22 protein-coding genes and 2 pseudogenes are annotated in these 26,634 nt (G+C 51.0%); 19 read left to right on the top strand and 5 right to left on the bottom strand.

What is annotated here, in order from left to right; translation table 11 throughout:
* Nucleotides 1-517 precede the first annotated feature (517 nt).
* Nucleotides 518-1,846 (top strand): ComEC/Rec2 family competence protein, encoded by a 1,329-nt coding sequence (locus JTY93_RS19565; protein ID WP_122811373.1) that lies wholly within the window; start codon nucleotides 518-520, stop codon nucleotides 1,844-1,846.
* 216 nt (nucleotides 1,847-2,062) lie between these two features.
* Nucleotides 2,063-2,404, top strand: coding sequence for an OST-HTH/LOTUS domain-containing protein (locus JTY93_RS30030; RefSeq protein ID WP_375373163.1), 342 nt, complete (start codon nucleotides 2,063-2,065; stop codon nucleotides 2,402-2,404).
* Between the two features lie 204 nt (nucleotides 2,405-2,608).
* On the opposite strand, the gene JTY93_RS19555 is transcribed toward JTY93_RS30030, so the two are convergent.
* The 3 genes from JTY93_RS19555 to JTY93_RS19545 all read right to left on the bottom strand — a co-directional run bounded on the left by JTY93_RS19555 (nucleotide 2,609) and on the right by JTY93_RS19545 (nucleotide 6,336).
* The gene (locus tag JTY93_RS19555; RefSeq protein ID WP_205478282.1) at nucleotides 2,609-3,610 is read right to left on the bottom strand and encodes a restriction endonuclease; all 1,002 of its coding nucleotides are present in this window, start codon (nucleotides 3,608-3,610) and stop codon (nucleotides 2,609-2,611) included.
* An 82-nt stretch (nucleotides 3,611-3,692) separates the two neighbouring features.
* Entirely contained in the window at nucleotides 3,693-4,313 is a 621-nt protein-coding gene (locus tag JTY93_RS19550; protein WP_205478281.1) for a hypothetical protein, read from the bottom strand.
* Between the two features lie 301 nt (nucleotides 4,314-4,614).
* Nucleotides 4,615-6,336, bottom strand: coding sequence for a sigma 54-interacting transcriptional regulator (locus tag JTY93_RS19545; protein ID WP_205478280.1), 1,722 nt, complete (start codon nucleotides 6,334-6,336; stop codon nucleotides 4,615-4,617).
* A 189-nt stretch (nucleotides 6,337-6,525) separates the two neighbouring features.
* On the opposite strand from JTY93_RS19545, the gene JTY93_RS19540 reads away from it, so the two are divergent.
* From JTY93_RS19540 to JTY93_RS19510, 7 genes are all read left to right on the top strand, one after another.
* Nucleotides 6,526-6,888 carry a hypothetical protein gene (locus JTY93_RS19540; RefSeq protein ID WP_122811380.1) on the top strand — a complete coding sequence of 121 codons (363 nt, stop codon included), beginning with the start codon at nucleotides 6,526-6,528 and terminating at the stop codon, nucleotides 6,886-6,888.
* Between the two features lie 62 nt (nucleotides 6,889-6,950).
* A complete protein-coding gene (locus tag JTY93_RS19535; protein WP_205478279.1) occupies nucleotides 6,951-8,189 on the top strand; it encodes a GTPase in 1,239 nt (412 codons plus the stop codon).
* 140 nt (nucleotides 8,190-8,329) lie between these two features.
* On the top strand, nucleotides 8,330-9,973 hold the full coding sequence (locus tag JTY93_RS19530) for a ribonucleotide reductase barrel domain-containing protein (RefSeq protein WP_205478278.1): 1,644 nt from the start codon (nucleotides 8,330-8,332) through the stop codon (nucleotides 9,971-9,973).
* Nucleotides 9,970-10,593 carry a nucleoside/nucleotide kinase family protein gene (locus JTY93_RS19525; protein ID WP_073638094.1) on the top strand — a complete coding sequence of 208 codons (624 nt, stop codon included), beginning with the start codon at nucleotides 9,970-9,972 and terminating at the stop codon, nucleotides 10,591-10,593. Before JTY93_RS19530 ends, JTY93_RS19525 begins: the two co-directional genes overlap by 4 nt.
* A gap of 47 nt (nucleotides 10,594-10,640) precedes the next feature.
* On the top strand, nucleotides 10,641-11,636 hold the full coding sequence (locus JTY93_RS19520; RefSeq protein WP_205478277.1) for a GTPase: 996 nt from the start codon (nucleotides 10,641-10,643) through the stop codon (nucleotides 11,634-11,636).
* A gap of 5 nt (nucleotides 11,637-11,641) precedes the next feature.
* A complete protein-coding gene (locus JTY93_RS19515; RefSeq protein ID WP_205478276.1) occupies nucleotides 11,642-12,328 on the top strand; it encodes a GTPase family protein in 687 nt (228 codons plus the stop codon).
* Nucleotides 12,329-12,558: 230 nt separating this feature from the next.
* The gene (locus JTY93_RS19510; protein WP_205478275.1) at nucleotides 12,559-13,227 is read left to right on the top strand and encodes an ankyrin repeat domain-containing protein; all 669 of its coding nucleotides are present in this window, start codon (nucleotides 12,559-12,561) and stop codon (nucleotides 13,225-13,227) included.
* 145 nt (nucleotides 13,228-13,372) lie between these two features.
* Here the strand turns inward: JTY93_RS19510 and JTY93_RS19505 are convergent.
* Nucleotides 13,373-13,855: pseudogene (locus JTY93_RS19505) on the bottom strand (BrxR family transcriptional regulator); the annotation flags it as partial.
* Between JTY93_RS19505 and JTY93_RS19500 the strand changes: the two are divergent.
* From JTY93_RS19500 to pglX (JTY93_RS19470), 7 genes and pseudogenes are all read left to right on the top strand, one after another.
* Nucleotides 13,777-14,466: pseudogene (locus JTY93_RS19500) on the top strand (ADP-ribosylglycohydrolase family protein). The pseudogenes JTY93_RS19505 and JTY93_RS19500 sit on opposite strands and share 79 nt — an antisense overlap.
* Nucleotides 14,417-15,109 (top strand): DUF1819 family protein, encoded by a 693-nt coding sequence (locus JTY93_RS19495; protein ID WP_205478274.1) that lies wholly within the window; start codon nucleotides 14,417-14,419, stop codon nucleotides 15,107-15,109. Before JTY93_RS19500 ends, JTY93_RS19495 begins: the two are co-directional and overlap by 50 nt.
* Entirely contained in the window at nucleotides 15,106-15,678 is a 573-nt protein-coding gene (locus JTY93_RS19490) for a DUF1788 domain-containing protein (RefSeq protein WP_073638088.1), read from the top strand. The genes JTY93_RS19495 and JTY93_RS19490 overlap by 4 nt, the downstream gene beginning before the upstream one ends.
* Before the next feature lie 114 nt (nucleotides 15,679-15,792).
* On the top strand, nucleotides 15,793-16,020 hold the full coding sequence (locus tag JTY93_RS19485) for a hypothetical protein (protein WP_205518900.1): 228 nt from the start codon (nucleotides 15,793-15,795) through the stop codon (nucleotides 16,018-16,020).
* A gap of 19 nt (nucleotides 16,021-16,039) precedes the next feature.
* Nucleotides 16,040-19,363, top strand: a complete 3,324-nt coding sequence (brxC, locus tag JTY93_RS19480; protein WP_205518899.1) for a BREX system P-loop protein BrxC — start codon at nucleotides 16,040-16,042, stop codon at nucleotides 19,361-19,363.
* An 84-nt stretch (nucleotides 19,364-19,447) separates the two neighbouring features.
* Nucleotides 19,448-20,077 carry a hypothetical protein gene (locus tag JTY93_RS19475; protein WP_205478272.1) on the top strand — a complete coding sequence of 210 codons (630 nt, stop codon included), beginning with the start codon at nucleotides 19,448-19,450 and terminating at the stop codon, nucleotides 20,075-20,077.
* Nucleotides 20,074-21,687 carry a BREX-1 system adenine-specific DNA-methyltransferase PglX gene (gene pglX, locus JTY93_RS19470; protein WP_240344492.1) on the top strand — a complete coding sequence of 538 codons (1,614 nt, stop codon included), beginning with the start codon at nucleotides 20,074-20,076 and terminating at the stop codon, nucleotides 21,685-21,687. The genes JTY93_RS19475 and pglX (JTY93_RS19470) overlap by 4 nt, the downstream gene beginning before the upstream one ends.
* A gap of 11 nt (nucleotides 21,688-21,698) precedes the next feature.
* Here the strand turns inward: pglX (JTY93_RS19470) and JTY93_RS19465 are convergent, their stop codons facing one another.
* On the bottom strand, nucleotides 21,699-22,727 hold the full coding sequence (locus tag JTY93_RS19465; RefSeq protein ID WP_011711660.1) for an IS30-like element ISShes10 family transposase: 1,029 nt from the start codon (nucleotides 22,725-22,727) through the stop codon (nucleotides 21,699-21,701).
* Nucleotide 22,728: 1 nt separating this feature from the next.
* Here JTY93_RS19465 and pglX (JTY93_RS19460) point away from each other — a divergent pair, with 1 nt between their 5' ends.
* From pglX (JTY93_RS19460) to JTY93_RS19450, 3 genes are read left to right on the top strand one after another with little or no spacing between them, the layout of a single operon-like run.
* Nucleotides 22,729-24,822, top strand: a complete 2,094-nt coding sequence (gene pglX / locus JTY93_RS19460; protein WP_240357230.1) for a BREX-1 system adenine-specific DNA-methyltransferase PglX — start codon at nucleotides 22,729-22,731, stop codon at nucleotides 24,820-24,822.
* Nucleotides 24,823-24,875: 53 nt separating this feature from the next.
* Nucleotides 24,876-26,342, top strand: coding sequence for a DUF262 domain-containing protein (locus JTY93_RS19455; protein ID WP_205518898.1), 1,467 nt, complete (start codon nucleotides 24,876-24,878; stop codon nucleotides 26,340-26,342).
* Nucleotides 26,300-26,566, top strand: coding sequence for a hypothetical protein (locus tag JTY93_RS19450; RefSeq protein WP_240357229.1), 267 nt, complete (start codon nucleotides 26,300-26,302; stop codon nucleotides 26,564-26,566). The genes JTY93_RS19455 and JTY93_RS19450 overlap by 43 nt, the downstream gene beginning before the upstream one ends.
* Nucleotides 26,567-26,634 lie beyond the last annotated feature (68 nt).

Below are 26,634 nucleotides of genomic sequence, written 5' to 3'. Positions count from 1 at the left end.
GCAGGCATCTCTTAGCTCGCCTATGCTCCTCCTCGCCAAAAGATATGGCGCAAAGCCACTTAGAATTCAGGAGTCGGGCGTGATCACGGAATTGAATTGCAGCCATCGGCGAATTAATCTTTTGAGCACTTCCTCTAGCGTATTTGGTAGCTAAGTCGAATTGTGCGTCAGCGCTGAGCATCGCGTGAAGAACGAAAAGATCCGTCATTGCGCTCCACTTACCGATTACCCCGTGATCAAACTGATCAGAACTGCATTCTGAAGGTAGCACCATTGGTGAATGTTCACGAACTCCAGTTTTTCAACTCAAGATTGGTCATCACCAAAGTCGTGGGTGGGGGTGACTTGCTTCGACAGGCGGGTTTACCGAGTCGGTTTCGGAAGCCAAGAAGGTAGAGGTTGAGATTTTTACTAGGTATCTGGCTTTTCGCTATCAATACAGGCCTGCCCGCAGTTACCTTATGGTCTTGCCATTTTTCTGCATTGAGACAGGATTTCACACGTAATGAGATTGGGTATGGACGTCCGGATTAGGTTTCATGGTGTGGGCCAGGGGTTGTTCAGTTCGGGAAGCATTTGCCCGCTTCCGAAGTCTGGCGGTAGTGCATTCAATTGGGTCTACGATTGTGGAACTGATTCGGCACAGCACTATCTCGACAGCTCGCTCAGCGACTTGGATCATAGCATTCGGACGCCCGGAGGGCAGCGGCCCTACCTTGACCTAGTGACCATCTCCCATTTCGATTCGGATCACATCAGCGGTCTCGTAAAGCTGCTGGAGCGCTTCGATGTGGGTGATCTTTTGCTACCGTACGTACCCTTGTGGCAGCGGCTTGTTATCGGTTTTCACGCGCACCGGGCGCACAGTTCACGATTGACGAGATTTTTGGTAAATCCGGTTGCATTCATCGCTGCGGTTCCTGAGGCTAACGTCAAACGTATTTTGTTCGTATCAGGCAGTCCTTCTATCGACGAGTCGCTGCCAGGGCAAGACGGCCCACCTCGACGACCACGACAACTACCAGTGGTAAACGAAGGGGATTCGAATCCTCAAGATTCAGGTTCTATTCCCGTGAAGGTTGAAACCGAGGATTTGAGCGGTCTGAGTGATGTGGATGACAAAAGATTTGATTTCGAAAAAATGGCGCGGGCAGCAGGGAAACGTACGGACGTAGCTTTTATTACCTATGGTAGAGGGATTGTGATTGCGGGGTGTTGGGAGTTTTTGCCATACAACGATGCGCAGTTGGCACCGATGGCTTCTCGAATATTTCGTGATCGCGTTTCACATCTTCGCGACAAACTGCTGGGTAGCGTAAAAGCTATTACTACCCGTGCCTTGAAGGAATTAAAGGATCTCTATGCTAAAGAATTCAACTTCAAGGGCCAGAAAGAAAATCAGAACCTCATCTCGCTGTTTCTTTACGGTGGCCCAATAGGATCGAAACTGGGCAAAATGTGGGTCAGGGGTTCGGAAGTAGACAGGCCATTGCCCCCTCGGAGGCTATGGTGTGTGCCGATTTCGATATGCAAAGGCGGCGTGCTCTATACCGGTGATGGTTACCTCAATACACCGCTACGGTTTGATAGCATGAAGGCTTTTCTGGGGGCTCACCGTGTGAGTGGTCTTTCGCTCCTACAAGTCATGCACCATGGGGCTAAAGCAAACTGGCATGCCGGGTTGGCCTATAAAATACAGCCGATGTTCAGCGTGTTTAGTTCGAATCCCGATCACCAGGGATATCGCCATCCACATACTGAAGTGACCACGGATTTTGCTTCCTACAGGCCACTGCAAGCGAGTAAAGGATCGGCTGTAAACATTGCGCTTTTGCGGTTGCGATAGGTGGGCATTGAATCTGCCTGCGGATCGAACATGCGTGGATGCTATTGAAAAAATTCTACAGTGCGCCTTACACTACTCGCTATCACCTCGATGGTGAGTGGTAACTGAGCAACCACGGTCAAGAAGTCGCCTCCTTGATTGATCGGCTCTAAAGGTTTTCATGACCTTCTCTCTCTAAATCCTTGTTGACCATTCCCTGTTGCCTGGGGCGATGCGGTGCAGTTATCAGCAACTGTGTTAGCGGGGAAAAAAGCGATTTCAGATAGCACGGTTCAGTCCGGCGCCCTCGTCAGGAAGACTGCGAACGAGTTGAAAGGAGACACAAAGCTCTTGAATCTGCTCCGTAATGCCGTGGCGTACGCTGAGAATGAGGACGGATGGGCGCAATTGAGTGTAGTGGGGAGTCGGATAGGCAACCAGGCATCCCTCGATGCTCGAAATTACGGCTATCCACGACTCGTAGATCTACTGGCAGCAATTGATCTGTTTGAAATGAAACGGGTGAACAATCACCCCCAGATTCGGCATAAACGGCGGGTTGCTATCGCCGGTGGGTAATCCGCATTGATAGATGGCGGATAGTAGTCTAAGCCTTGGGTTTGGACGAAACTATTTGGGGGAGTGATTAATAGCCACCGATCACTATCGATATGTGCTTCGCTCATCTAACTAAAGTCTGCCGGCCTTAGCACCACCGGCATTCTTTCTGTTTGATTCTGCCGGGCGCTTACGCAGACGCCATGTCCCAATGATGGTTTCACATTAAGAACCTTTGTAAGTCAGAAGCTCGACCTTGAGTTTGCTCGCCATCTCCAGAGCCGCTGAGGTGAATCCGCTGGTGCTATAAACGATGAATCGGGTACAACCATAATAATGCCCACCTGAGTGTGCCTGCATTACGGCTTCCACACCTACCGCTCCAGCATATTTCTTGCATTGGATTCCGATTTTTTCGGTATTCGATTGAGCAAGAATGTCTATGCCAAAATCACCCGTTGCGCTGGTTTCCGACACGGTATAACCGATTACCCTATAAAGCTCAAACACAGACTTTTCAAGGCTCATTCCCACCGCAGTTGAGCTTGGTTTCGTCGTACCCGTTGAACATTGGCTCAACAAGCGTCCAATAATGACACCCTTGTATGCGATGTACCCATTATGAGGCTCACCAAACTGAGATTTCATAACCTTCAGTATTTTATCGAAATTAAGCTCACCCGTTGCGTATCGGATATTTTGAGTAGAAAAAACCTGAATAATTGAATCCCGTTTGGGAACTATCGAGTGAAGCGCGGTCTGGAAGTGACCTATTTCATAACAAAAATCTCTAAGCCCTTTTGACATGCTCTCTAACACATCTTCGGATAAATCACCGTTTCTGTAGAGATTAAAGCTAGTCATATACCACTTAAAGCTTTTAGGGTCAGTATATTTCTCAAGGGTTTTCGTCAAGTTTTCACTTTCTAGCAACGTAGCTAACACATGAAAGCGTTGGGTAATAGTAAGCTTAGAAGCTTCGTAATCTAGATATTGATCTAGGTCAGGCGGTAGTTGGCACAGTAATGCATATTCAGCCAGTTTTTCTTTAAGTTCGGGAAAGCTACTTGTAACGTCAATCCACCATATCGCGTTCCAAACTTTAAAAAAGTGTTCAGGTATAGCGGTAAAGTTTCCGGTGATTTCGCATAATTTATCCAAAAATGGTTCAACGTTGATGCATGAAATACTTTTGGGGGCATTTTTTCCGTAAAATTGGTAAGACATTTTAACTTCCTTGAACTGAAAAATCCTCAAAAGCGCGTCAACCATGCCTGCGCCGCATTAGCCGTAGTACTGCTGAGGATTTTTATGAGCTTGAAACGAGCTGGATAACGTTGATGTTGTCGGGGTAAGAAGTGGATATGGCGATGCGGTCCACTTCGATGGTCGTATTATAGTATCGACCCGTCTTGGTATCCTTTCGCTCATTGAATCCATAGGCATGGTTCGTGTACGAGCAAGCCACAAGGTAAAGCGCGTTGTCATCGTCACGTCCAACAATCGCTACCCAATGATCCCCCATCCCACCCTCTTCGAATTCAGCCTTCTCTTTCACACAGAGAATCGCCACCGAGTCAGTGAAATTCATCGTTGCCAGAGACTCAATGTTGGAGGGGGTAACCATCGAGGACACAGCGGATCCATCGGTCATCACTTGGAAGCAGGTGGCGATAAACTGTTGCTTGACCTTAGCGTCTGTCGCGTTCCTTAGCTTCCCGAAGTCACTACCTTCGCCCAGTACGAAATTGTGGAGGGATGGCGTGTTACTAATCACCCGTTTCCAAAAATTTGAGTTCCTGTACGCAAAATCTGAAGCTCTTTCGCTAGGACTTCTTAGCGATTTGTACGCGTTGAACAGAGAGTAAATCAGGCACAGCCCATCAAAGTGACCTTGAGCCAAGATCCGTTGAATCGGAATCGATTTCAAGTTTACTTTCCTTTTCTCTAGCCATATCTGAGGTGCTGGTAGGCGCTTCACTCTGATCCGGCATCCACGCCTCGATCAGCAGCCTCTTGAGGCGCCGTGTGTACCCCTGCAAACGGGGGAGGGGGGCGAGTCTGATCAAGTACAATGCAAATGAGTGATCATGTCCAATGCAAACGGCTGGCTAGTAGCAATGCATGCGGCTGGTCAAGTGGAGTTCAATTTCTCATTCTATAGGGAGATGAGCCGACCTGGGTCACATGTCGACTCACTGATCTTGTACAGGATATGAAAAGCTTGTGGTTTAGCCGCGCTTGCCATGCAAAAAGGCGACGATGGCGGTGTGTTCGCGAACCTGTGGTTCAAGGGCATCTTCATTTTGCAGCAGGTAGGCGCGGAGTGCCGCGCGAGATTTGAGCTTGAGGTGAGTAAGCTCGCTCAGACTGCGGGAAATGACATAACGGTTTTTTATCAGCACTCCCTGCACATAGTTGAGTTTTTGCTGCTCCTGACTACGGGGCTGTGGATCTGCGACTGTGGTTTCGTGCCCCTCGCGAGTACGTTCTTCCTTCAATAGAGTGCTGATGAGAGTGTCGTCTATTTCATCGTTTGCCCGTAGTTTCGCTTCTTCAAATAGGTCGTGGCAAAACCGTTCGAACTGACGGAAGTTTCCCGGCCAGTTAAAACTGCTGATGCATGCCAGAGCTTCGTTGCTAATACGAAAGAAGGGCTGCGGCAAAGCTACATCGCTGGTTCTGTCGAATAGATCGGTGATGTCCACGCTGTCTTGCCAATTCCACCGGTAAAGGGTGAGCAGGGCGCGGATAAATTTGAGATTTGCTTGGGGGGTGTTGTGAAATCCGTTGGTACTACTGGCTGTGGGGTAAGGGCTGGTTTGCTCCTGTGTGTCGTGGCCGTCAAAGCGTTGGTTTAGTGAGGGGAGGCGCACCACATTACGCACCCGGTGAAACAGGTCATAGCGCAGCTTTCCTTCTTCTAGCAGTTCGGATAGGGGGCGGTTTACCGCCAATATCAATTTTACGTTCAGTTGTCGCGGCGCGCCTTCTTTGCCCATGGGGCTGATGGAAACTCTATCGCTTATCGCGCTAAGTAGGTCTAGAAGTTGGGTTTGTGCTGGAAGGCTGGCGCTTTGCAGCTCGTCCAGAAACAGCACCGCTCCGTCTGCCAGCTCGAATACGCCCTGCGAATCATCTGTCGCCCCAGTGAATGCGCCTTTTTTGTGGCCGCGAATGCGGCTTTCTAGCAACTCTTCGGTTACGGCCGCTAGGTTCAAGGTGACGAAGCGCTTTTTAAGTTTTCGAGCTATCTGGCGGGCCCCCATGCTTTTGCCAGTGCCGGTTTGCCCTGCGATCAAAATCGGGCCCGGCTTCTGAGCGCGGTGTTCAGAAAGTGCGAGGCTGGACGTAGACATCAGTAGATTCTGCATCACCTCGTCATGAATATTCGGCCCACTGGCTGAGTCGCCTTTAGTGCCGCGCAGTATGCCGATGGTCTCGTTGCCACCTTCCAGACTTTGGTAAAGGAGGGTGCTGAACATCTCTATGCAGGGATGTTCGGCAGGTATCTGGCTTTTGTAGCTCGGCAGCACGAACACAGTATGTCGGGTCATGATGCGCTGTGCTGCGTGAATGAGTTGGCGGTCCCGGCCGGGGGGCAGGTGTTCGAACTGTAGTTGCGACTGGTCGAGCAATCGCTTGCTGTGCTGTGCAATGACCGCGTAGTCGAGCGATTTGAGCATTTCCAGCAGATCTTGCATGTGCGCCGCCGAGGCTTTGCTGGCGCGGATATCACTTTTCAGTTCGGTATCTAGGTAGTAAACCCATTCCTGAGTTCGGGCCTGGGTAATCAATCGTTCTAGAGGTGCAAAGCCCGCTGATTCCGTAGGATCGCTCCCTTTCACTACGAGTTGGTCGTCCTGCAACCCTGCTACGTGTACCGGCGGGTTTTGCGAAAGATTGGCGGTAGTCGGAGTGCAGAATGATATGTAGCGGTAAGAGCTTGTCATGAATAAATCTCAATCTAATGATTCATGATATATCTAAAGATTCATCATACATAAAATTTCAGGGTGATGGATTTATTCATAAGTTATTGAAAAATAACAATAAAAAAATAAATTCAAGACTTGGCACGCTCCTCGCTATTACCTGATTAGCCCGACCTGGGCACCTACAGACTAAACAGGAGTTCCGCGATGCAACCTCGTACCCTGCAAGAATACTTTGCTATCGCCCGCGCATTTATCATGGCTAAGGGCAATGGGCGGCTGTACATTCCAGCATCGTTGAAGTCCGAATTGATGGGGTTGGTGAGTGAATTCGCCAAGGCCCACAAGATCCGGGTGGAGTTAGTAGAGGCGTCCTTAGAGCGTACCCAGCGCTTCAAGTGGGGCGGAGCGCTGCTGGGGGCGTCCATCGGGTATGGCATTGCCAGCGTTAGTGGGGCTGTTGCCGGTGGCGTCATCGGTTATTGCGTCGGGGCCTGTGCCGCGAAAGTGCGCATATCCATTGCGCCCATGCCCAATGGCGACTTCGTGTTCGACATCTCTTCCAACTAATCGAAATTACATTTTGCGCAGGTGCTGCTGCGTGCCTGCGCCGCAATAATGAGGGTTAACACATGGCTACGAATAAGCATCTGGATTTGTCGGAAGTGTTGCAACGGTCGTTGGCCTACGATCCCAATGATGTATTGCCGTTGCTGGAATACTTGGGTATGCCCAAGGACAAGCTCAGGCTGTCCAAAGACAGCACCCAGCAGGACGCCATCGAAATTTCACACTATCTCCGTAAGATGGGGAGCAATGATATCGCCACACTGTTTCGCGGCGGCGACGGGGTGCCCTACGCGGAGGTACTGTGTGATGTGGGGCACAAGCTGAGCGCACCCGGCATCAATAAGGCGAACTCTGTAGAAGAGAACGAGGCGTTCATCATCAAGAAGCTGTTCGCCGATGCATTGGACAAAATGTCTGAGGATGAAAGGCGCCAGTTGTTTAGCACCTTAGGTGTCACTGGGAAAGATATTCCGTACACCTCTGCGGGAGTGATTTTGACCCAGGTGCTACTCAAGGAATTCGGCGGCTTCGCTATCTACAAAGGCTCGCTGGTGCTGGCAAACATGATTTCTCGGGCGTTGTTAGGCTCCGGTCTGCGATTTGCGACTAACGCAGCCATTACCCGTTCTATTGGTATGGCGCTGGGCCCGATTGGCTGGATCGCTTCAGGCGCCTGGCTGGCCGTGGAAATTGCAGGTCCAGCATTCCGCAAAACGGTTCCAGCGGTGATTCACGTAGCAATGCTGCGGCAGATAGTTCTCAAGCGCATCACGGTTGGGGTGGTGGGAGAAGGCTCGGTTGGCAAGGACGCACTGTTCAAGGCGGTGTTCGGCATAGACACGGATAACATCCATCCGGTGGCGGGCTCCACGCAGCAGACTGAAGTGTACAACTGGGGCAATAACGATGCCCTCCGGGTGGTCAACTTTCCGGGGTTTAACGATACGAATATGGATGTGAACAGCCTGACCCAAGATCACCTCAATCACACGGATGTATTTCTAATGGTGGTGGATTTGACCCGGGGTATTAGCGATGTAGAAGTGTCGCGTCTTCGGCAATTGAAGACCTTCGGACGGCCCATCGCGGTATGTCTAAACAAAGTGGATCTTCCACGTCCAGCCGACAAGCCTCGTCTGCTAGAAGCGGCCCGGCAGCGTCTGGAAGGCGTGAAGATATTCGAAACAGCATTCGACCCGGACCCACGACTTTATCAGGATGGCCCATTCGGGGCTGGTGACGTCCGGCATTGGGTGCTAGACCGTCTGCGCGAAGCAGACAAGGACGTCTCTCACCTCTGACATTTGGTAAGTCGCTCTTTAGCAAAGCACCTACCAGGCCGATAGGCTTGGTGGACATTGGTTTCGCCGGATCTGCGGTGGCGCGCTACTCAATCAATACAGGAGTTGGGTTCCCCTTCAGCGGGGCTCATTAGACATCTATGGATCAGACGAAACACGCGGCATGCCATACCATCCCAAATTGGGCGCTCAACAACCCATACCTTGATATTTTGGCTCCTCGCTTCTTTGAAAACACTAGCAAATACGACTGGGCAGACCTTCCTCGTCGTGTTGTGCGAATGTTCACTGAGGTCGAGCGCCGTTACGCCTCGGAAGCCGAATCCCTCGCGTTAGCTGAGAAACTGCATCTTTTGCTGCTTGACGGTGCTTTCCTGCCTAACTCTCCTGTAATGATGAACAGTGAGCACAGCAGCTCTACGAACCTGTTCGCATGCCACGTTTTGGCTCCGCCTGTGGATGCTGAAGCCATGGCGATTGCAGGCAAGATCCACGATGGATGCGGGGGGATTGGCTACGACTTGACGTCGGTCGATGACCCCGTTGCCATGACGATGTTTATTGAGAGCCAAACGGCGGCGCTGAACCCCAATCGTAAACGCAAGGCTCACAGCGCTGTGACTCTTCACGTCGATCACCCTATGGTGGGGCCATTCATCGACATGAGCAGCTCTCTAGAGATCACGCACACGAACGTCGAGCTGGATGCTCCTTTTTTCGCCGCGTTGTCCGCGGAGCAGCCTGGCGTTGTTGGTATATGGAGGTCGGTATGCGCTTCCATCTTCAAGACCGGTAGACCCGCGATTGCTTTCGGCGAACACAAATCCCTGCGGTCTCCCAATGGGGAACGCCTGATTCTGAATGTGTGTGGTGAGTCGCTTTTACGGGAGAATGAGTCTTCTCTGATTGGCTCGTTAAACGCTTCTCGATTTGTCAGTCAGGGTCTATTCGATGAAGGTCGCTTTAAAGTGGCAGTAGATGTGGCCGTACGGTGCTTGGACAACCTTCACGATATTCAGGACCACGCATCTACGACTGTTGCAGAGCGTTGCATGCAAAGTCGCAAAATTGGACTCAGTGTAATGGGATTCGCCGACGCACTTCTGATGCAGGGCATAAGGTATGGGAGCAGCCAGGCCCTAGATTTTGCTGCTTTAGTCATGGGGCTTTTGCAGTCAACCGCCAGGGCCACTAGCGAATCATTGGCCTCCGCTCGGGGTAGCTGTGACCCTTCTTTACTCCGTGCCGGCGAACCATTGCGTCGCAACGCATCACTAATGGCTATCGCTGCAAATGGAACCCTCAGCTTGCTTGCCAACGTGTCGGGCGGTATCGAGCCAATTTTTAGTTATGTTACACGACAGACCGTCGACGGCAGCGTTATCAATCAGATGCAGCCTACGCTCCGTCGATTGCTCGGTGAGCACGGAATGGCGGAAGACGCGATTGCTGAGGTTGCCAACTCTTTAATGAATGGGGCCTTACCTGCTGATCTTGAGCAGATTCCGCCCATCATCAGGCTGGCAATGGTGCGCGCGCACGATTTGAGTCCGAGCGACCATATTCAAACCCAGGCGACCTTTCAATCGTTTATTGATGGTGGAATTTCCAAAACAATCAATCTCCCCGCCAGCAGTACGGTGGATGATATTGCGGCAGCGATTCTCAATGCTCGCGCTAGCGGCTGCGTGGGCATTTCTCTCTATAGGGACGGAAGCATCAGCGGCCAGCCCTCTCAGATTGCTGCGACACAGTCGCTGGACGCAGGAGTGGTCGCCGCTTGAAGGGCCAATTCTTCCTTTCTTTCGACGGCCCGAAGGCTACTGGCAAGACTACAGTCCTTGAATCGGTTGCCGAAGTACTACGAGTTCGTGGGCAGCAACCTGTGGTTTCACTCTGTGAGAAGGAGATTGACCCTTACCGCCATGAAATACTGGATCTAATCAAGGAGCTTGTGGTCAGGCCTGGCTCCACTCTGGAGCGTCGGATATGTGAGCGACTTGCGGATGGGCGAGCATGGATATCGGCGAACGTTTTGAACCAGCAACCCCCAGACGCCATAATCCTGATTGACCGCTGGTATCCATCTGATGCCGCGTTTCGAAAGATTACTCCATTTTCGGAAATCCTGAAGTTGAACATCGACCGAAAGGTTCGAGTGCCTGATTTACATGTCGGTGTCCTGGCTTCTCCGGATATATCGTGGTCGCGTGCGGCGTGCCGACCCCGAGGCTTGAGCAGCGTTGTGATCAGAGATTTTCAGGAGCATGTAGATTGTTCAGCGGCCTTTGAGCGAGCCATCTTTCAGCAAGGTTGGTTTGTATGTCGTAACGAGGGCAGCGTTGAAGCTTCAACGAAAATAGTGACGGATACGATCACCGCTGCCCTTAGAGAAAACTCATAATCATTCCAGCAGTTCTGCGGTTGAAGAAAACGACAATAGGGATATATATGATTCACAGCGATAAGATATTTGAAGTGTTAGAGAAAGACATCACAAATTCAAAAGACATCGATGAGCTGACAAAAAGCAAGCTGCTGAAAAACGTTTTGGCGCTCAAAAGCCAGAAGCTGAATATTATGATTACTGGTGCTACAGGTGCTGGTAAAAGCTCCACGATCAATGCTCTATTCAACACCGACATAGCTAAGGTTGGTGCGGGTGTTGATCCTGAAACTATGGATGTGACACGGTATGAGCTTAATAATCTCGTCCTGTGGGATAGCCCCGGCTTAGGGGATGGCAAGGAAAAAGACAATCTTCATGCCAAAAATATTATTGCAAAGCTTAATGAGCTTGATTCAAAGCAACAGCCATTAATTGATTTGGTTCTTGTTATTGTTGATGGTAGCACCAAAGATCTTGGAACCTCGTATGAACTAATTAATAGCGTGATTATTCCTAACCTAGGTGCGAATCCGGAGGATAGAATATTGGTGGGGATCAATCAGGCTGATAATGCTCGTAAGGGACGAAATGTATGGGATTATGACCACAATAGACCTACCCCTGAAACTGAAGTTTTTCTAAAAGATAAAGTTCGTTCCGTAAAAGCTAGAATCAAAGAAGCTACCGATGTTGATGTTGAACCGGTTTTTTACGCGGCCGGCTTTAAGGAGGGAGATGAAGCCCAAAATCCTTATAATCTGTCAAAGCTGCTTTACATGATTATTAATAAAATCCCCAAGGCTAAGCGAGCGGTCCTTGCAAACAATAACATCTCTAAAGAAGAAGAGATGTGGCAGGATAACGACGATATTAAGAACTATAATGCCGAAATCAAAAAAGGTATCATGGAATCGATCATCGAAACAGCCTCGGCGGGGGCCGATATTGGCCGTAATGTTGGTAAACTATTTGGCAAAACTGGCGAGGCGGTAGGGGCCATGGTCGGCGCTACAGCGGGAGCCGTTTGGGGTGGTCTTAAAAGCATTTTTGGTTTGTGATCATAATGTATTTAAAATATAAGCTTTCGGAGTTTTCCGGGCGTATCAATCGGATGGGTATCAGGCCACTGGATGTCATGCTTGTCGGTAGTACTGGTGCGGGGAAATCCAGCACTATAAATGCGCTATTTTCGACTTCAGTGGCTGCGGTTGGTAAGGGCGTTGATCCTGAAACCATGGACTTGGACTGGTATGACGTGCATGACTACCTCCGTGTGTGGGATACGCCAGGATTAGGTGATGGGATAGCCCGCGATAAAGTTCATGCAAAAAAAATTATAGACCTGATGTACAAGACTTATCCCAAGGAGGGGGTGAGTTTCGGTTTCGTTGATTTAGCTTTGGTAATTATCGACGGGGCAAGCCGGGACTTGGGTACGGCGTATAAGCTGATTAATGATATTTTAATTCCAAATTTTCAATCTGACCGAATAGTCGTGGCTATTAATCAGGCAGATGTCGCTAAGAAAGGGGCACGATGGAATTATGAAACTAACGTCCCCGATAGCGATGTTCGGGACTTCTTGAGTGATAAAGCCTATTCAGTAAAAACACGAGTGGTCGAGGCAACTGGGGTTGAAATTAATATGCCGATTTGCTATTCCGCTAGCTCTGGATACAATGTTTCAGCATTGTTGGACTTGCTTGTAGAATCTGTGCCTGATCAGCGGCGATCCATCGTGGCTTCTTAATTGTCGGTGAGTTTTTCATAGTTACGTGGGGTATCTCTGTTTTTGAAGCGGTATTAAGGCAGGGTTATGTGATAATTAGCGTTTTTTAGGGCGCTTGGTGACGGTTGGGTAAACGTATTGCGGCCGCTCGTACCGACGAGCAGACCGGCTCAGCAAACAGCCCGTTTAGGTGCGCTTATTGGGTTCTGATGGGCAGGTAAAAGCTTAGAATAATTACGGAAAATATAGATATGATCTCGCATCCAATGCTGAAAACGCTGGTCCACAGAGCCCTCGCGCCAACGAGCTACTGCTTAGATGATATGCAGCTGCACGGCATGGGTGACTGGCACGCTGCCGTTTTGTTGGATAATTCAGATCATTTTGATGAGCTTTCTGCCGAAACTCTGAACTCCCGAGATTTCGCAGGTTTTACAGCCTTGGAAATTGCCTACAGGCTTAATCGATCACAACTGATCGATAGATTGCATGCTCTCGGGGCGGAGGGAGATCCCTCGATCTTGGCAGAGCGAGGCGTGGATCATGTCATCGAAAATGAAAGCTATGTTCACTTACCCGCTAAGCAGGGCAAGCTCAAGACTCTTGAAAAACGTTACTTAGAGGGTGGAAGTCTGAACTCCCGAGATTCTGAGGGGAATACCCCTATTCATTGGATCGCATCAAACGGCCACCTCAAAGCAGTGATGTATTTCACAGAAAAGCATTTCATGTTCAATATTGACCTGGATGCGAAAAATCATGCAGGGAACACACCTCGTAACCTGGCGGTATTGGCAGGCCATCTCGATATCGTGAATCAGCTGATGATTTGGGAGCTAGACGATTACATCCTTTCAGCTCGGATTCGTCACAAAATGAGTGCCGGGCTGAAGGAGATGTTGCCTAAGCAGAGGTCATAAGGAAGGTGACACCCAAGCTTGTCGGCTGCGCCGGTTTCCATTGCCTGTGTGATCCTCACAACGATTGAATGAGCATTCCAGTAAAAGCTGAATGACCTAGTCAGCAGGCAAAAGGCGCGTTATCCATCCTGCTTGAGGTGAGCACTTATTCGTAAAGCCATGGCTTCAAGTCGTCTAGATTCCTGACAACGATCTGCTGCGCCGCAGCCTTTGGGTCAAGTTTTTTCGGGTCTATCTGAAAACGCTGAAGGACGTATTTCACTAATGCGCGTCGGGTTGGGATGACAAGAACGCCTGCTTGCATACCAAAGTCCGCCTCAATGATTGCCTTCTGTGCAGGGTTGAGGCGCGAGTCTGGCTCGATGATCACAGCCACCTCTGCGTTTCAGTCATCATCTTCATGAATTAGATTTTCGGTCTGTTTTTCGTATTCTGGCTGGCCGCGAAGTCTGCTTAGAACGAAGTCACGGTATCCACGATTCTTTTCGCAGTAGGCCCGGACATGCCAGCGCATTCCGGTATGCACTAGCGTGTGGGGGGCAATCAAACGTGTCTCGGGTAACGCACGGGCATCCAACTGGGTATCAGGCCGCAGGGCTTTTTGCCGACATTCTTCAGCGCATGGCTGATGGCCGAAAAAGCCTTGAGCACGGCCTCACCGGAAGCCTTGCGGCCCATGGCGACAAGCCAGGGATGGAAGAAACCAGATTGGTCCTTGAGAGGGTGCTTTTTTACTTCAGCGAAGGCTACTGCGCGACGCCTGAGCGTATTGATGAATTCGGCGGCGGGTGGGTCGCGGAAGAGGCTTTGGCAATCGGAGTTTGGTGCGCACTTACCGCAACGTCTTTCGAATAGGGAGTGATCAACGCTGTAAATCACAGCGGGGACAGCGATAGCACTGGACTGATTGCCGGGCATCTGCTGGGTATTCAGCATGGAGTTGCTGCGATTCCGGCGAGATGGTTTGAGCGTCCGGAGCTAAGGCGTGAGATTGAAAAGATGGCTGTAGATATTGAGAGCGTTCAGCGAAATTACTCTGGGCTCGGCGGGGATGACGACTCGACAATCGAGCAGGAGTATCCTGGTGCTTTAAGGTCATTTAGCTACCCGAGGACTGCCAGAAGCCTTAAAGAATTGGTTTGCCAAAATCGGGAGATTCGGCGCGAGTTCGGTCGGCAGACTCAACAGAATGTTTTTTGCGCAGCCAGTGACCTTCTCGCTGGCGCTGCTGGCTCCTGACCGTCAAAATACGGTTCTTGTAGCTGTCGCAGAATCAAAGTCATTTATGAGCATTAAATCCCTAAACGGCTTCACTCGGTGTTCACTCATCGTTCCTGAGACCCGTGTCGTTGCTGCGATGCTTTTAGAGGGGATCAGTAAGCAGGAGTGGCAGAGGCAGATAGTCGAGCTGAACGTCTTGCAGAAGCGAACTGCGAAGACGGCCATGACCTATGCGGGCACGGCTCGCTCTAGATTGGAGACTATGCATCCTGATTTATGGGCGCTGGTGCGAGACGAGAGCCTCCCAGTCGCTACGCAGGCGGTGCTCGCTGCTACCGTGAAGTTTTCTCCACTGCTGGGGGACTTTCTGCGCACCGTGGTGCGTGACCAGTTCCGACGTTTTTCTACACACCTTGAACCGCGCCATTGGAATGCATTTTTAGAGGACCGTCTCCAAGTCGACCTCGACGCTCCGACCTTCAGTGCTTCAACACAGGTCAAGCTGAGGCAAAATGCCATGAGAATGCTTGCTGAGGCCGGTTTCATTGAGGACACTCGTAGCCTGCGGCTGCGCAGTCAACATATTGAGCCTGCTGTTTCCCATTTTTTACATCAGCACGACGAACGATACGTGCTTGACTGTCTTCAGGTGTGCCCGTGAACAATCTTGACGAACGGCTGAACAAAATTCTGGACCGCCTCACTTCCGACGATTTTCTCGGAGGGCAGGGTTTGGGTAATGAGGTTCCTTTTTACGCGTTCGACTATCCCCCGCAGGAGGAACTTAAGGTTCGGGAGCACGTGCAGTTTCTCCAGGGCGCTATTCCTAAACGTCGTCCAGATCTAAAGGTCGCGTGCGTCAACCTCTTCGAGTTAGTACTAGAGATGTTGAGCGGCCGAAACCTGCTTGAAAAATCCATTGAGCGACAAGCCACGAAGGGCGATGAGGCGTTGTTTAAAGCCCTGAAAGCTCCGCTGGATGCCGGCAAGATCGCAAAAGAGTTGGTCGGACGCTATCCACCCACAGAATACGGACTGATCATGGTCACCGGGGTTGGTAGCGCTTACCCGCTAGTACGCACGCATAACTTGCTGAACAACCTGCAACCGTTCATGGGGCAGACCCCCTTGGTGTTGTTCTACCCAGGGCGATACGACGGTCAAGCGCTCCAGCTGTTTTGTCAGTTAGGCGAAAAACCCTACTACCGTGCTTTCCGTCTGGTGAGCTGAAAAGGATGTCCACTTTGTTAATTAAGAATTTGTTCACGCGTCCTATCAACCGCTCCATCAACGGGGTAATCAAGGCTGACCAAGATGACGAAGAGTCTGTCTGGCAGGAGCTTGATGAGTACGTTATTACCCGCGAGTTGGATCAACACCTTCGTAGTTTTTTTCGAAAGCTATCTTGCAGCGCTGGATAATCCTCAAGCAGCGTCGGGGCGTGTAGGTGTGTGGATCTCGGGCTTTTTCGGTTCGGGAAAATCCCACTTCCTGAAAATTCTGTCATATCTCTTAGAAAACAAGCGAGTGAGCAACGCTGGCGAAAGTCGCCATGCTATAGATTTTTTTTGAGCGAAAAATTGCAGACCCAATGCTCGCAGCTGATATCAAGCGAGCGGTTGCGGCTGATACCGACGTGTTGCTGTTCAACATTGACAGTAAGGCTGACAGTGGTGACGGTCGTGACGCAATCCTTCGGGTATTTCTCAAAGTGTTCAACGAGCGTCTCGGTTTCTGTGGCGACCATCCGCACATTGCACACATGGAGCGTTACCTAGATGAGCAAGGTAAGTTTGGCGAATTCAAGCAAGCTTTTGCAGAGTCGTCGGGTTCTACTTGGGAAGAAGAGCGTGACGCTTATCACTTTCAGATTGATGCGCTAGCTAACGCTTTGTCACAGACGTTGGGTCAAGAGATCAAAGATGCCGATGCCTGGGTTGAGCGTTTTGAAAACGACTTCAACTTGAATGTCCAAAGTTTTGCCAGATGGGTCCAGGGTTACCTGGACAAGCGCGGTAAAGATCACAGGATTGTTTTCTTGGTGGACGAGGTGGGCCAGTTCATCGGTCAAGACACCCATTTGATGCTCAGTTTGCAAACCATCACTGAAGAGCTAGGCGTAATCTGTGGAGGACGTGCATGGGTATTGGTAACCTCTCAAGAAGACATCGATGCAGTCCTGGGTGAGGTACGCGCGTCCAAGGCCAATGACTTCTCCAAGATTCAGGGACGTTTCAAAACCCGTTTGTCGTTGTCCAGCGGCAACGTCGATGAGGTCATCCAGCGTCGTCTACTCGACAAGGAGCCAGAACCCAAGGATGTCTTGCGTAAAATCTATCGCGAAAAAGCCGACATTCTGCGGAATCAGTTAAGTTTTACAAATACTGGGCGTACCTATAAGGCCTTTACTGACGAAGACAACTTCGCCGCCGTCTATCCCTTTGTGCCGTATCAGTTCCAGTTGGTACAACGAATCTTTGAAAGTATTCGCAAGGCCGGGGCCACCGGCACTCACCTGGCCCGAGGCGAACGCTCGCTGCTAGATGCCTTCCAATCAGCTGCCAAAGCCGTCAGTGAGAACTCCGTTGGTGTACTGGTGCCGCTTTACCGCTTCTACCCGTCCATCGAAGGCTTCCTTGAAGGGGTGGTCAAGTCGACCATTGACAACGCGGCCAGCAATCTCAGTCTGCAAGAGTTTGACACATTGGTTTTGAAAACCCTGTTCCTCATTCGATATGTCGATGAGATCAAGGGCAACGTAGATAATCTGATCACGCTTTTTATTGATGAGATCGACGCCGACCGCCAAGCGCTTCGCAAGCAGATCGAAGACAGCCTCCAGCGTCTGGAGAAGGAAACCCTCGTCAGTCGTAATGGTGATGATTTCTTCTTCCTGACCAATGAAGAGCGCGATATCAGTCGCGAGATCAAAGAGGTTGATCTCACCAGTGCCGACGAGGCTCGTGAACTGGGTCAATTGTTGTTCGATGAGTCCCTGCGTGGTCAGCGTAAGTTTCGCTTCCCAGACAATGGCAAAGATTTTGGTCTCAATCGCCAATGCGATCTGCATCCCCTGGGTAACCGCGTCGATGGCGATCTGCTGATCTCGGTCATCAGCCCATTGGTGGATGACCGGGATACCTGGAGCGAGCAACGCTGCATTCTCGAATCTAGTCAGGGGGAGGGCAGTGTGCTGTTGCGCCTGGACGATGAGCGCGATTTAGCGCGTGAACTGCGCCTGTACTTGCAGACCGACAAGTTCATCACGCGAAAGAATGATGGGACGCTGCCGCATAACACCAAACGTATCCTTCAGGATCGTGCCGAAGAAAACCGCCAGCGCCGCCAGCGCTTGAGCGCAAGTGTGGATCGTCTGCTGCGTGAGGCAGAGGTCTATGTCGCGGGCAACAAGCTAGAAACTAAGGCCTCCAGTGCACCAATGCTGGCGGAGGAAGCGTTAGATTATTTGGTACGGAACACTTTCAACAAGCTCAGCTATATCCAGCACCTGAGCAGCGATCCGCAGAAGGAAATTCAGGCTTTGTTGGCCACGCCGCTCACACCAGGCCTCGGTCTGGAGAGCACTGGTGAAGCCAATCCGCGTGCGCTCAAAGAAGTTAGCCAGCACATCGAATTGCTGGCCTCGCAATCGCGGCGCATCGTCCTGCACGATCTCGCGGAAAGTCACTATGGTCGGCGTCCGTATGGCTGGCCGGAGTGGGAAACCGTTCTACTTATCGTACGTCTGTTGCTCAAAGGTGAAGTCAGCCTGATCGGCAATGGCGGGCCGTTGGCTCCGCAGCAAATATGGAACGAGATTTCCACCCCAGCACGTTGGCGCACCACTGAAATTCAGAAGCGTCAGCAGGTAGGTTCTGGAGAGCTGCAAAAGGCCCGCCAGCAGTTCAAGGATGTGTTTCAGAAGATTGCCCCGGACGGTGAAGACACCCTCTATGATCACCTGCAAAGCAGTCTGACCAAATGGGAGGGCGAGCTTAAGCAGTGGCGTGTGCTGGCACAAAACGGCCAGTATCCTGGTTTGGACGAAATAGATCTGGGCCTCAAGCTGATTGGTAAGCTTAAGGCTGCTCCCGATAGCTTCGATGCCATCCAATTGTTCCTCAAAGAGCGCAACCCGTTGCTCGATCTCTCAGATAGCTACGGCGATCTGGATAATTTCTACAGCAGCCAGAAAACGGCTTGGGACAAGTTGCGTTCCGCACAGTTAGATTTTCAGCCCAACCGGCCGAAGCTGGAGAAGGACGAAAAAGCGGCCCGTGCTTTGGCGCGTATTGACGAAATCTTGAGTGCCAAAGCGCCGTACAATCTTATTCGCGAAGGAGAAGGGCTGATTCAGGCTGCTACCCAAGTCAACGACAGCTTCCTTCGGGAATCCCATGAGCGCGCCGACTCCTGGGTTGCGAAGTACATAGCCAAGGTCAGCGTTGAGCTGGACGCGCTGCTTGCCAGTCCTGATCAACGAAACCGCAGTTTGCTGCCATTGCAAACCCTTCGTCAGCGCATCGCTAAGCAGCGAAGTTTGGCTCACATCAGCCAAATGCAGGAAGAAGCCAGAGAGCTTGCCGATGTGGCACTGGACCATCTACAGCAGTTGGCGGAGCAAGCCGCAGCTAAAGCCGAAAAGGCTGCCAGCGAACCGGAGCCTAAACCCCCAGTATCGGATAGCGGTACGCCAGATTTGATCGTGGCCGAACCAACCGCCCCGGTTAATAACTCTCCAGCGGCAGTAGTGGCACCAATTGTACCGATCAAAAAGCGCCGGATCATCGATGCTCAGCTGCTTGCCGGTTCTGGATACATCGAGACCCAGGTCGACATTGATAACTTTCTTGCCAAGCTGCGTAAGGAGCTGGAAGAAGCGGTGGCTGACAACCAGCGGGTGGAAATTCGTTAAGGAGTTCCGGTTCAAAAACAGAAATGGCGGCTGTATGGGGTACAGCCGTCGTTCTTCTTAGTCGGCGCATTGGAGCAAGCGACCATGGATGTTGAAAAAGTATTTGGGTCTGCCGATTGGCAGCTTATCAAGGGCGAGGTCCAGTCCACCTATAGCGAGCATTTTTCCCAATACAGTTATGCCAAGTATCCGGCGCTAGACTACCAACGCTTCAAGCAGACTTTTTCAGCCTTCAAACCTGTCGTCGAACTGGATTTGGCATTGCTCTGGAAATGGGGGCACTGGGGGAAGGCCAATTATCCCAGGAAACAGGGGCTATTGATCACTGAAATATCGGCGCTTTGGGGGGAGTATCTCAATTGGGTAGGTGTTCTCCCTGACGCCCCTTCTCCGAAGAATACCTTTCAATGGTGGAACGAGCGGCTTGGGCGGCTGCGCTACATCACTTCGGCTTTCCTGACTCACCTGATTCATCCGAGCGACGTGCCGATTATTGACCAGCATAATTTTCGCGCAATGAATCATTTTCTACGCGTGCAACAGCCGAAGAAAAAGCCTTCTGACTGGCGCGATATTGCTCACCTGAAATGTTTTCTAACCGAAGCAACTAACAAGCTTCATTACTCAGAAAGCGACTTTGACAAATACCTGATGATGTATGGCCGTGCCCTAAAGTCGCATAAGCCCAAGACGTCTAGCAAGGACCAAGCATGAACCGCTCCGCACTCAAGAAGTACGCTCCGCAGGCCCGTTTGGATTTTATTGAGGCAGTCACCCTGCGTGCCCGGCGTTTGGGGCTCGATCCTGCCCTACCAGTTAATATTGAACAAACTGGCGATGTGTTGTTAATCGGTGGCCAGCCTTTTCCGGCCAGCATTGGCAAGCAACGTGCCACTTTGTCCCAGCGTATTCATCAGCAGGGCTTTAGTGTTGTAGTCGAGGCACTGGCTTACACCTGGTTCAACCGCTTTGTCGCCATTCGCTTTATGGAGCTAAAGGGCTACTTCAACCACGGCTACCGTGTGCTAAGCCACCCGCAAGGACAGCATCCGGAGATCCTCGATAATGTCCAGCACCTCGATCTGTTCGGGTTAGACAAAGTCGAAGTCATCCGCTTGAAAACTGCGGGCAATCAGGACGAAGTGCTTTACCGCGAGATTCTGCTCGCCCAGTGCCACGAGCTGCACCGCAATATGCCGTTCCTCTTCGAGGCGCTGGATGATGCCACCGAGCTGTTGCTTCCGGACAATCTTCTGCGCACCGACTCGCCGATAGCTCGTCTGGTCGGAGATGTCGAAGAGAGTGACTGGCAAGAGGTTGAGGTCATTGGCTGGCTGTACCAGTTCTACATCAGCGAGAAAAAGGACGAAGTGATCGGTAAGGTGGTTAAGAGCGAGGACATTCCCGCCGCTACTCAGCTATTCACCCCGAACTGGATCGTTCAGTACTTAGTGCAGAACAGCCTCGGTCGGCTCTGGTTAATGGCCAATCCTGGCTCCAGCCTAAAAGAAAAAATGCCGTACTACATTGAGCCCGCCGAGCAAACGCCGGAAGTCCAGACCCAGCTCGATGCATTGATCAAGGTACGTATGGATGAGGATGGCGGCGCTCTAAATCCCGAATCCCTGACCATCCTCGACCCAGCCTGTGGTTCTGGCCATATCCTCGTCGAAGCCTATAACTTGCTACGCGCCATCTATGAAGAGCGGGGCTACCGCTTGCGCGATATACCCAGGTTGATCTTGCAAAAGAATCTGTTCGGGTTGGATATTGATGACCGTGCCGCTCAGCTTGCTGGTTTTGCTCTTTTAATGAAGGCTCGTGAGGACGATCGCCGCTTGTTCGATGATGACGGTCACCCACCGTATCTCAATGTCATGGCTATCCAGCAAAGTGCAGGTCTGCCGGATAAGGAGATAGCTCAGTGCATCATCAATGCAGCTATCCAGATCGAGGGTGGGGAAGCATTCCACTCGGGGCAGCTGTTTGGTGGTGGGCAGTTGGAAACCCACCATAGCTCTGGGCTTACGGTGCTCGACCTACGCCAGCTGATTCAGTTGTTTGAGCATGGCAAAATTTTTGGTTCGCTGATCAGCGTGCCAGATGCTCTTAAGGTCAAGGTGGGCAGGATTGTCGATCTACTCGCCAGCGTGCGCCGCGAGGGCGATGATCTGTCACGCAGCTATGCCAGCCAGGTGCTTGAGCAGTTTGCTTGGCCAGCCAGTTTATTGGCGCTTCAATACGATACAGTGGTGGCGAATCCGCCTTATATGGGCGGAAAATATTTAAATGCCATGCTAAAGGAGGGCGGTTGCAGGATCTGAGTGCAACACGGTTATTGAATTGAAGCGGGAGCATCATGCCGCATCACCACGGCTTCTTGCATCACTTCGCCCATCACCTCGATCGGGCATTTGAAGTCGAAGCGTTTGCGCGGTCGCATATTCAGTTGCAAAGCGATGGCGTCCAGGGCTTCCTGACTATGCACCGACAAGTCCGTGCCCTTGGGCAGGTACTGGCGGATCAGTCCATTGATGTTCTCATTGCTGCCGCGTTGCCAGGGGCTGTGCGGGTCGCAGAAGTAGATCGCCACCCCGGTCCGCTGGGTGATCTCGGCGTGCCGCGCCATCTCCCGGCCCTGGTCGTAGGTCATGCTCTTGCGCACCGCCAGCGGCATGCCATTGAGCGCCGCACTGAAGCCCTCCAGCGCCGAGGTCGCCGTCGCGTCGGCCATCTTGATCAGCATCAGGTAGCCGCTGGTACGCTCCACCAAGGTGCCCACCGCCGAGGCATTGGCCTTGCCCTTGATCAGGTCGCCCTCCCAATGGCCTGGCATCAGCCGGTCTTCGACCTCCGGCGGGCGCACGTGGATGCTGAGCATTTCAGGGATCTGGCCGCGCCGATCGACGCCGCCAGAGCGCGGCCTGCGACTCGTCTTGCCCTGGCGCAGGCAGATGATCAGCTCCTTGCGCAGGCCACCGACCGGCAGGGCGTAGATCGCGTTATAGATCGTCTCGCGGCAGACGTAGGCCTCTCTGAGGCTGGGTATGTTCATGCTGCGCAGCTTGCCGGCAATCTGCTCGGGAGACAAACCCTCACGCAGCATATGGACGACCAGCTCGAAGCGCTCACTGCCCGGCAGCAGCTTGCACTGAGGCCTGCAGACCTGGCGGCGGACCTGCATCTGCTGCTGGGCAGCACAGGCCTGGTAGCGGGTGCCAGGGGCCCGGTTGCGGCGCAGCTCCCGGCTGATGGTCGAGGGGGAGCGGCCGAGCATCCGGGCAATTCGCCGCTGGCTGAAACCTTGGGCAAGGCCGAGTTGAAGGGTCGCACGTTCGGGGATACTGAGTTCGTGATAGGACATAGTGGCAGCACCGTACCGGAAAGGTCAGGTGTTGCACTCAGTTTTTGCGGCCGCCGAGCATTTGAAACGGAATTTTAAAGGCTTCGATAAGGACTTGTTTTCGGCATTTATAATCCGGAATCTACAGTTGGTAAAGGATTCAGGAAATCTGGGTTATATGTCTCCTTTTGTTTGGATGTTCATTTCATCCTACAAGGAGCTGCGTCAATATATTTTAGGCGCCACTACGCTAACAAGTCTCATACAGCTTGAATATTCTGGGTTTGATGGGGCTACAGTTCCAGTATGCACGTTTACTATTTCGAAGGCGCACATTGCTGGATTTAATGGGTCATATATCAGGCTTTCAGATTTCCGTGGTGCGGAAAATCAGGGCCCTAAAACCTTGGAGGCAATCCAGAACCCAAATTGCGGATGGTTTTATGTTGACAGGCCGGATGACTTTATGAGGATTCCTGACTGCCCTATCGCCTATTGGCTTGGAAGTGGATTTAAGCGGCTATTTAGCGACAATCCATCGATAGCATCTATTTCAACTTCTGCGGTTGGTTTGCAGACAGGCAGCAATGAGAAATTTATGCGGGCGTGGCATGAAGTTTCCTTTGGTTCGATAGGTTTTGGGTGTGAAAACCGAATGGAAGCTTCCGAGTCCAGTAGGAAATGGTTTCCATATAATAAAGGAGGAGCCTATAGGAAGTGGTATGGTAATTTTGAGTATGTAGTAAATTGGGGCAGGGATGGTGTTGATATCAGAGGCTTCAAAGACGACGCAGGAAATTTGAGATCCCGACCACAAAATGTTGATTTTTATTTTAGAGAATCTATTACGTGGTCGGAAATAACTTCATCATGGAAATCATTTAGGTTCTCTCCTGCTGGTTCAATATATGATGTGAAAGGACAATCCGCTTTTTTTGAGAATGGAGATGCTCAGCTCTATGCGCTTGCTTGGTTGAACTCAAATGTCGTTGAGGTTATTACTAAAATTATCAATCCAAGCTTGAGTTTTCAGTCTGGTGATTATAGGAAAATACCTCTACCAGCCTCGGATGAGCCGCGGCACTTCGTAGATGCTGCTCGGCAGGCCATTTCCATTGCTAAGCATGACTGGGATACCCAGGAAGCATCCTGGGATTTTCAGGGGTTGGATTTTTGCACATCTGAATACTACCAAGAGCTTTCTGACGCGTGGGAAGGCTTTAGATCAGAATCCGATGAGAGAGTCCTGACCCTCAAGTCGATAGAAGAAGGCAATAACGAAAGGTTTATTAGCCTGAGTGGGCTTCAAGGAGAAATAGACCCAGAGGTTCCTCATGCTCAAATAACCCTTTGTCGTGCAGAACGTGGCAAGGATATGCAGCGCATGATCTCCTACAGCGTCGGTTGCATCATGGGCCGATACAGCCTCGACGAGCCGGGCTTAATTTATGCCTGTAGTGGCAATCTTGGTTTTGATTCTTCACGCTACACTGAATTTCCGGCGGATGCTGACGGCATTCTTCCAGTTACAGACGAGTCTTGGTTCGAAGACGATGCCGCTGAGCGCATGCGCGAGTTCGTCAAGGTGGTCTGGGGCGCGGACACCCTTGTGGAAAACATGGAGTGGCTGGCTGACAGTCTTGGCCGCAAGACTGGAGAGTCTGCCGACGAAGCTATCCGCCGCTACCTGTCCACCAGTTTCTACAAGGATCACCTGCAAACCTACAAGAAGCGCCCAATTTACTGGTTGTTCTCTAGCGGTAAGCAAAAGGCCTTCGAGTGCCTGGTTTACCTGCACCGCTACAACGAAGGTACGCTCTCGCGCATGCGCATGGAGTATGTCGTTCCCCTGCAAAGCCGCATGCAGGCTCGCATCGATAAGCTTGCTGACGACATCAACAGCGCCACCGGCAGCGCTCAGCAGAAAGCCCTGCAAAAGCGCAAAGACAAATTCACCAAACAACTCGAAGAACTCCGCCGCTTCGACGAAACCCTGCGTCCCTACGCTGACCAACGGATCGCCCTCGACCTAGATGACGGCGTAAAGGTCAACTACGGGAAATTTGGTGATCTACTGGCCGAAGTGAAAGCAATTACGGGTGGCAAGGAAGACTGACTGATTGGCGGCCCACTGATGTGGGCCGCTTTATCTCGACAAGGAAAATGTAGGTGCAAACAGGCAAATCCACGGTCAAAGATATTTTCGACGGCACTCGTATCTTCAATGTTCCCACCTACCAACGTGCCTATTCCTGGATGCGTGAGGACAATCTTGAAGACTTTTTCAATGACCTATGCAGTCAGCACCCGGACAGACCGTATTTCCTAGGGTCCTTTCTCTTCCATCTGAATGGAAACAAGAGCGAGTTCGCGCTTGTGGATATCGTCGACGGCCAGCAACGGCTGACGACCCTGGTCATCTTTATGCACGTGTTACTTGGGGGGCTTATTTCCCAAGGATCTACGCTGGTATCTGAGCGTACTCAACGTATATTCGTGCGTGATGGTGATGTCTTCAAGCTTGAGTCGGCGAATGAAGGTAATGCCTTCCTACATGATCTGGTGTTGGGTGACCGCCCACCTGCAACTGAAGACGTAACACTAAGAACCCATTCGCAACGACTTTTGTTAGACGCACGGCAGTATTTTGATGAGCAGCTGACTCGCCTTGATCTGGCTATGCTTGAGCGAATTTATACGACCGCCATCAATGCTGATGTGCTGCTCTATGTGGTGGACAAAATCAGTACGGCTACCCAAATATTTGAATTGTTGAATGATAGGGGGCGGCGATTGACGGATCTGGAGTCAATCAAAAGCTTCCTGATGTATAACGCGGGAATTGTCTACGATCACCCAGAGCAAGTGATAGGTAAAATCCAAGAAGACTTTGCTGAAATTTATCGTCTGATAGAGTCACACAGCATTAATGATCGGGATGTGCTGCGTTATCACACGCTTGCGTTTGAGACGTACCCGAGCGACTACACTGATAAACCGAAGGCCTACATCAAGGAGAAGATACTCGGATTGGTGAGTGATGCGGAGCGACGGGAGGAGGCGAGATCGCAGATTAGAGACTATCCAGCTCGCCTGAAAAAAAGCTTTCAATTATTTGCTCAGATCCGAGATCGCCGATTCATCGATCCGGAATTGGCGAAAACATTTATGATTGGTCGTGTTGCTCCCTTCTATCCAGCGCTCATGAAGGTGCATAGTGAAAGACCATCTGAGTTTCCGCGCTTGGTTAAAGCCATCAATGCCTTTACTTTCCGCTCCTCTTTAGCTCGACTGCGAAGCAACGGTGAAAGCTATCAGTTTACTTCTATGCGCAACGATAAAGATGTCGTTGAGGTGATCGAGAGCTTTGTTTTGGGGAATTGGTGGAACATTAACGGGCGGGCTCGCGAAGCCTTTGATTATAATAATTATTATGATTGGCTTGAAAAAAAACATAGTTCGATATATTCTTTTTTTCTTACGAGAATAGTCTTCGTCGGCGTAAGGGCTTTCCATTGTTGTCGAGCAGAAACTACGCTTCAAAGGATGCCCGTGAAAAGCTTAGTATTGAGCATATCACTGCAAAGAAAGCGTTGTCTGTTGAGTTTGATGATGACTTTAGAGAGAACTATCTGAATAATCTGGGTAACTTGGTGGTTGATCATGCGGCCTCCAACTCCAGCAAGGGGCGGAAAGGTGGTGATGAGAAGGTTATTCATTTCAATTTAGCGCCTTTAATGTCTCAAAATGAAATAAATGAAGTCGGTTGCGATTGGAATGATCTTGAATCAATAAAGAGATTCATTCGTCACCGTGAGGAAAAGTTAAAGAAGGAAGTTTCGGCTGAGTTTAAGATTTGAATCAGCGTTAGAACGATGGTCATTTCACATCAGTTGATGGTCTTCGGGCAGGGTGCGTAGCCGTGGTT

Origin of the sequence: Pseudomonas hygromyciniae (genome assembly GCF_016925675.1) — a bacterium.
In the GTDB taxonomy this organism is placed as follows: Bacteria; Pseudomonadota; Gammaproteobacteria; order Pseudomonadales; family Pseudomonadaceae; genus Aquipseudomonas; species Aquipseudomonas hygromyciniae.
The sequence above is the reverse complement of the archived record's forward strand: the minus strand, read 5'-3'. Positions and strand labels throughout refer to the sequence as shown.

What these genes read in the sequence shown, in the direction of transcription:
- JTY93_RS19530 (WP_205478278.1), top strand. Translation starts at nt 8,330, where the DNA reads ATGGATCAGACGAAACACGCGGCATGCCATACCATCCCAAATTGGGCG.
- JTY93_RS19510 (WP_205478275.1), top strand. Translation starts at nt 12,559, where the DNA reads ATGATCTCGCATCCAATGCTGAAAACGCTGGTCCACAGAGCCCTCGCG.
- JTY93_RS19535 (WP_205478279.1), top strand. Translation starts at nt 6,951, where the DNA reads ATGGCTACGAATAAGCATCTGGATTTGTCGGAAGTGTTGCAACGGTCG.
- JTY93_RS19475 (WP_205478272.1), top strand. Translation starts at nt 19,448, where the DNA reads ATGGATGTTGAAAAAGTATTTGGGTCTGCCGATTGGCAGCTTATCAAG.
- JTY93_RS19465 (WP_011711660.1), bottom strand. Translation starts at nt 22,727, where the DNA reads ATGTCCTATCACGAACTCAGTATCCCCGAACGTGCGACCCTTCAACTC.
- pglX (WP_240344492.1), top strand. Translation starts at nt 20,074, where the DNA reads ATGAACCGCTCCGCACTCAAGAAGTACGCTCCGCAGGCCCGTTTGGAT.
- JTY93_RS19495 (WP_205478274.1), top strand. Translation starts at nt 14,417, where the DNA reads ATGTTTTTTGCGCAGCCAGTGACCTTCTCGCTGGCGCTGCTGGCTCCT.
- JTY93_RS19520 (WP_205478277.1), top strand. Translation starts at nt 10,641, where the DNA reads ATGATTCACAGCGATAAGATATTTGAAGTGTTAGAGAAAGACATCACA.
- brxC (WP_205518899.1), top strand. Translation starts at nt 16,040, where the DNA reads ATGCTCGCAGCTGATATCAAGCGAGCGGTTGCGGCTGATACCGACGTG.
- JTY93_RS19515 (WP_205478276.1), top strand. Translation starts at nt 11,642, where the DNA reads ATGTATTTAAAATATAAGCTTTCGGAGTTTTCCGGGCGTATCAATCGG.
- JTY93_RS19485 (WP_205518900.1), top strand. Translation starts at nt 15,793, where the DNA reads ATGAGTACGTTATTACCCGCGAGTTGGATCAACACCTTCGTAGTTTTT.
- JTY93_RS19540 (WP_122811380.1), top strand. Translation starts at nt 6,526, where the DNA reads ATGCAACCTCGTACCCTGCAAGAATACTTTGCTATCGCCCGCGCATTT.
- JTY93_RS19545 (WP_205478280.1), bottom strand. Translation starts at nt 6,336, where the DNA reads ATGACAAGCTCTTACCGCTACATATCATTCTGCACTCCGACTACCGCC.
- JTY93_RS19565 (WP_122811373.1), top strand. Translation starts at nt 518, where the DNA reads ATGGACGTCCGGATTAGGTTTCATGGTGTGGGCCAGGGGTTGTTCAGT.
- JTY93_RS19555 (WP_205478282.1), bottom strand. Translation starts at nt 3,610, where the DNA reads ATGTCTTACCAATTTTACGGAAAAAATGCCCCCAAAAGTATTTCATGC.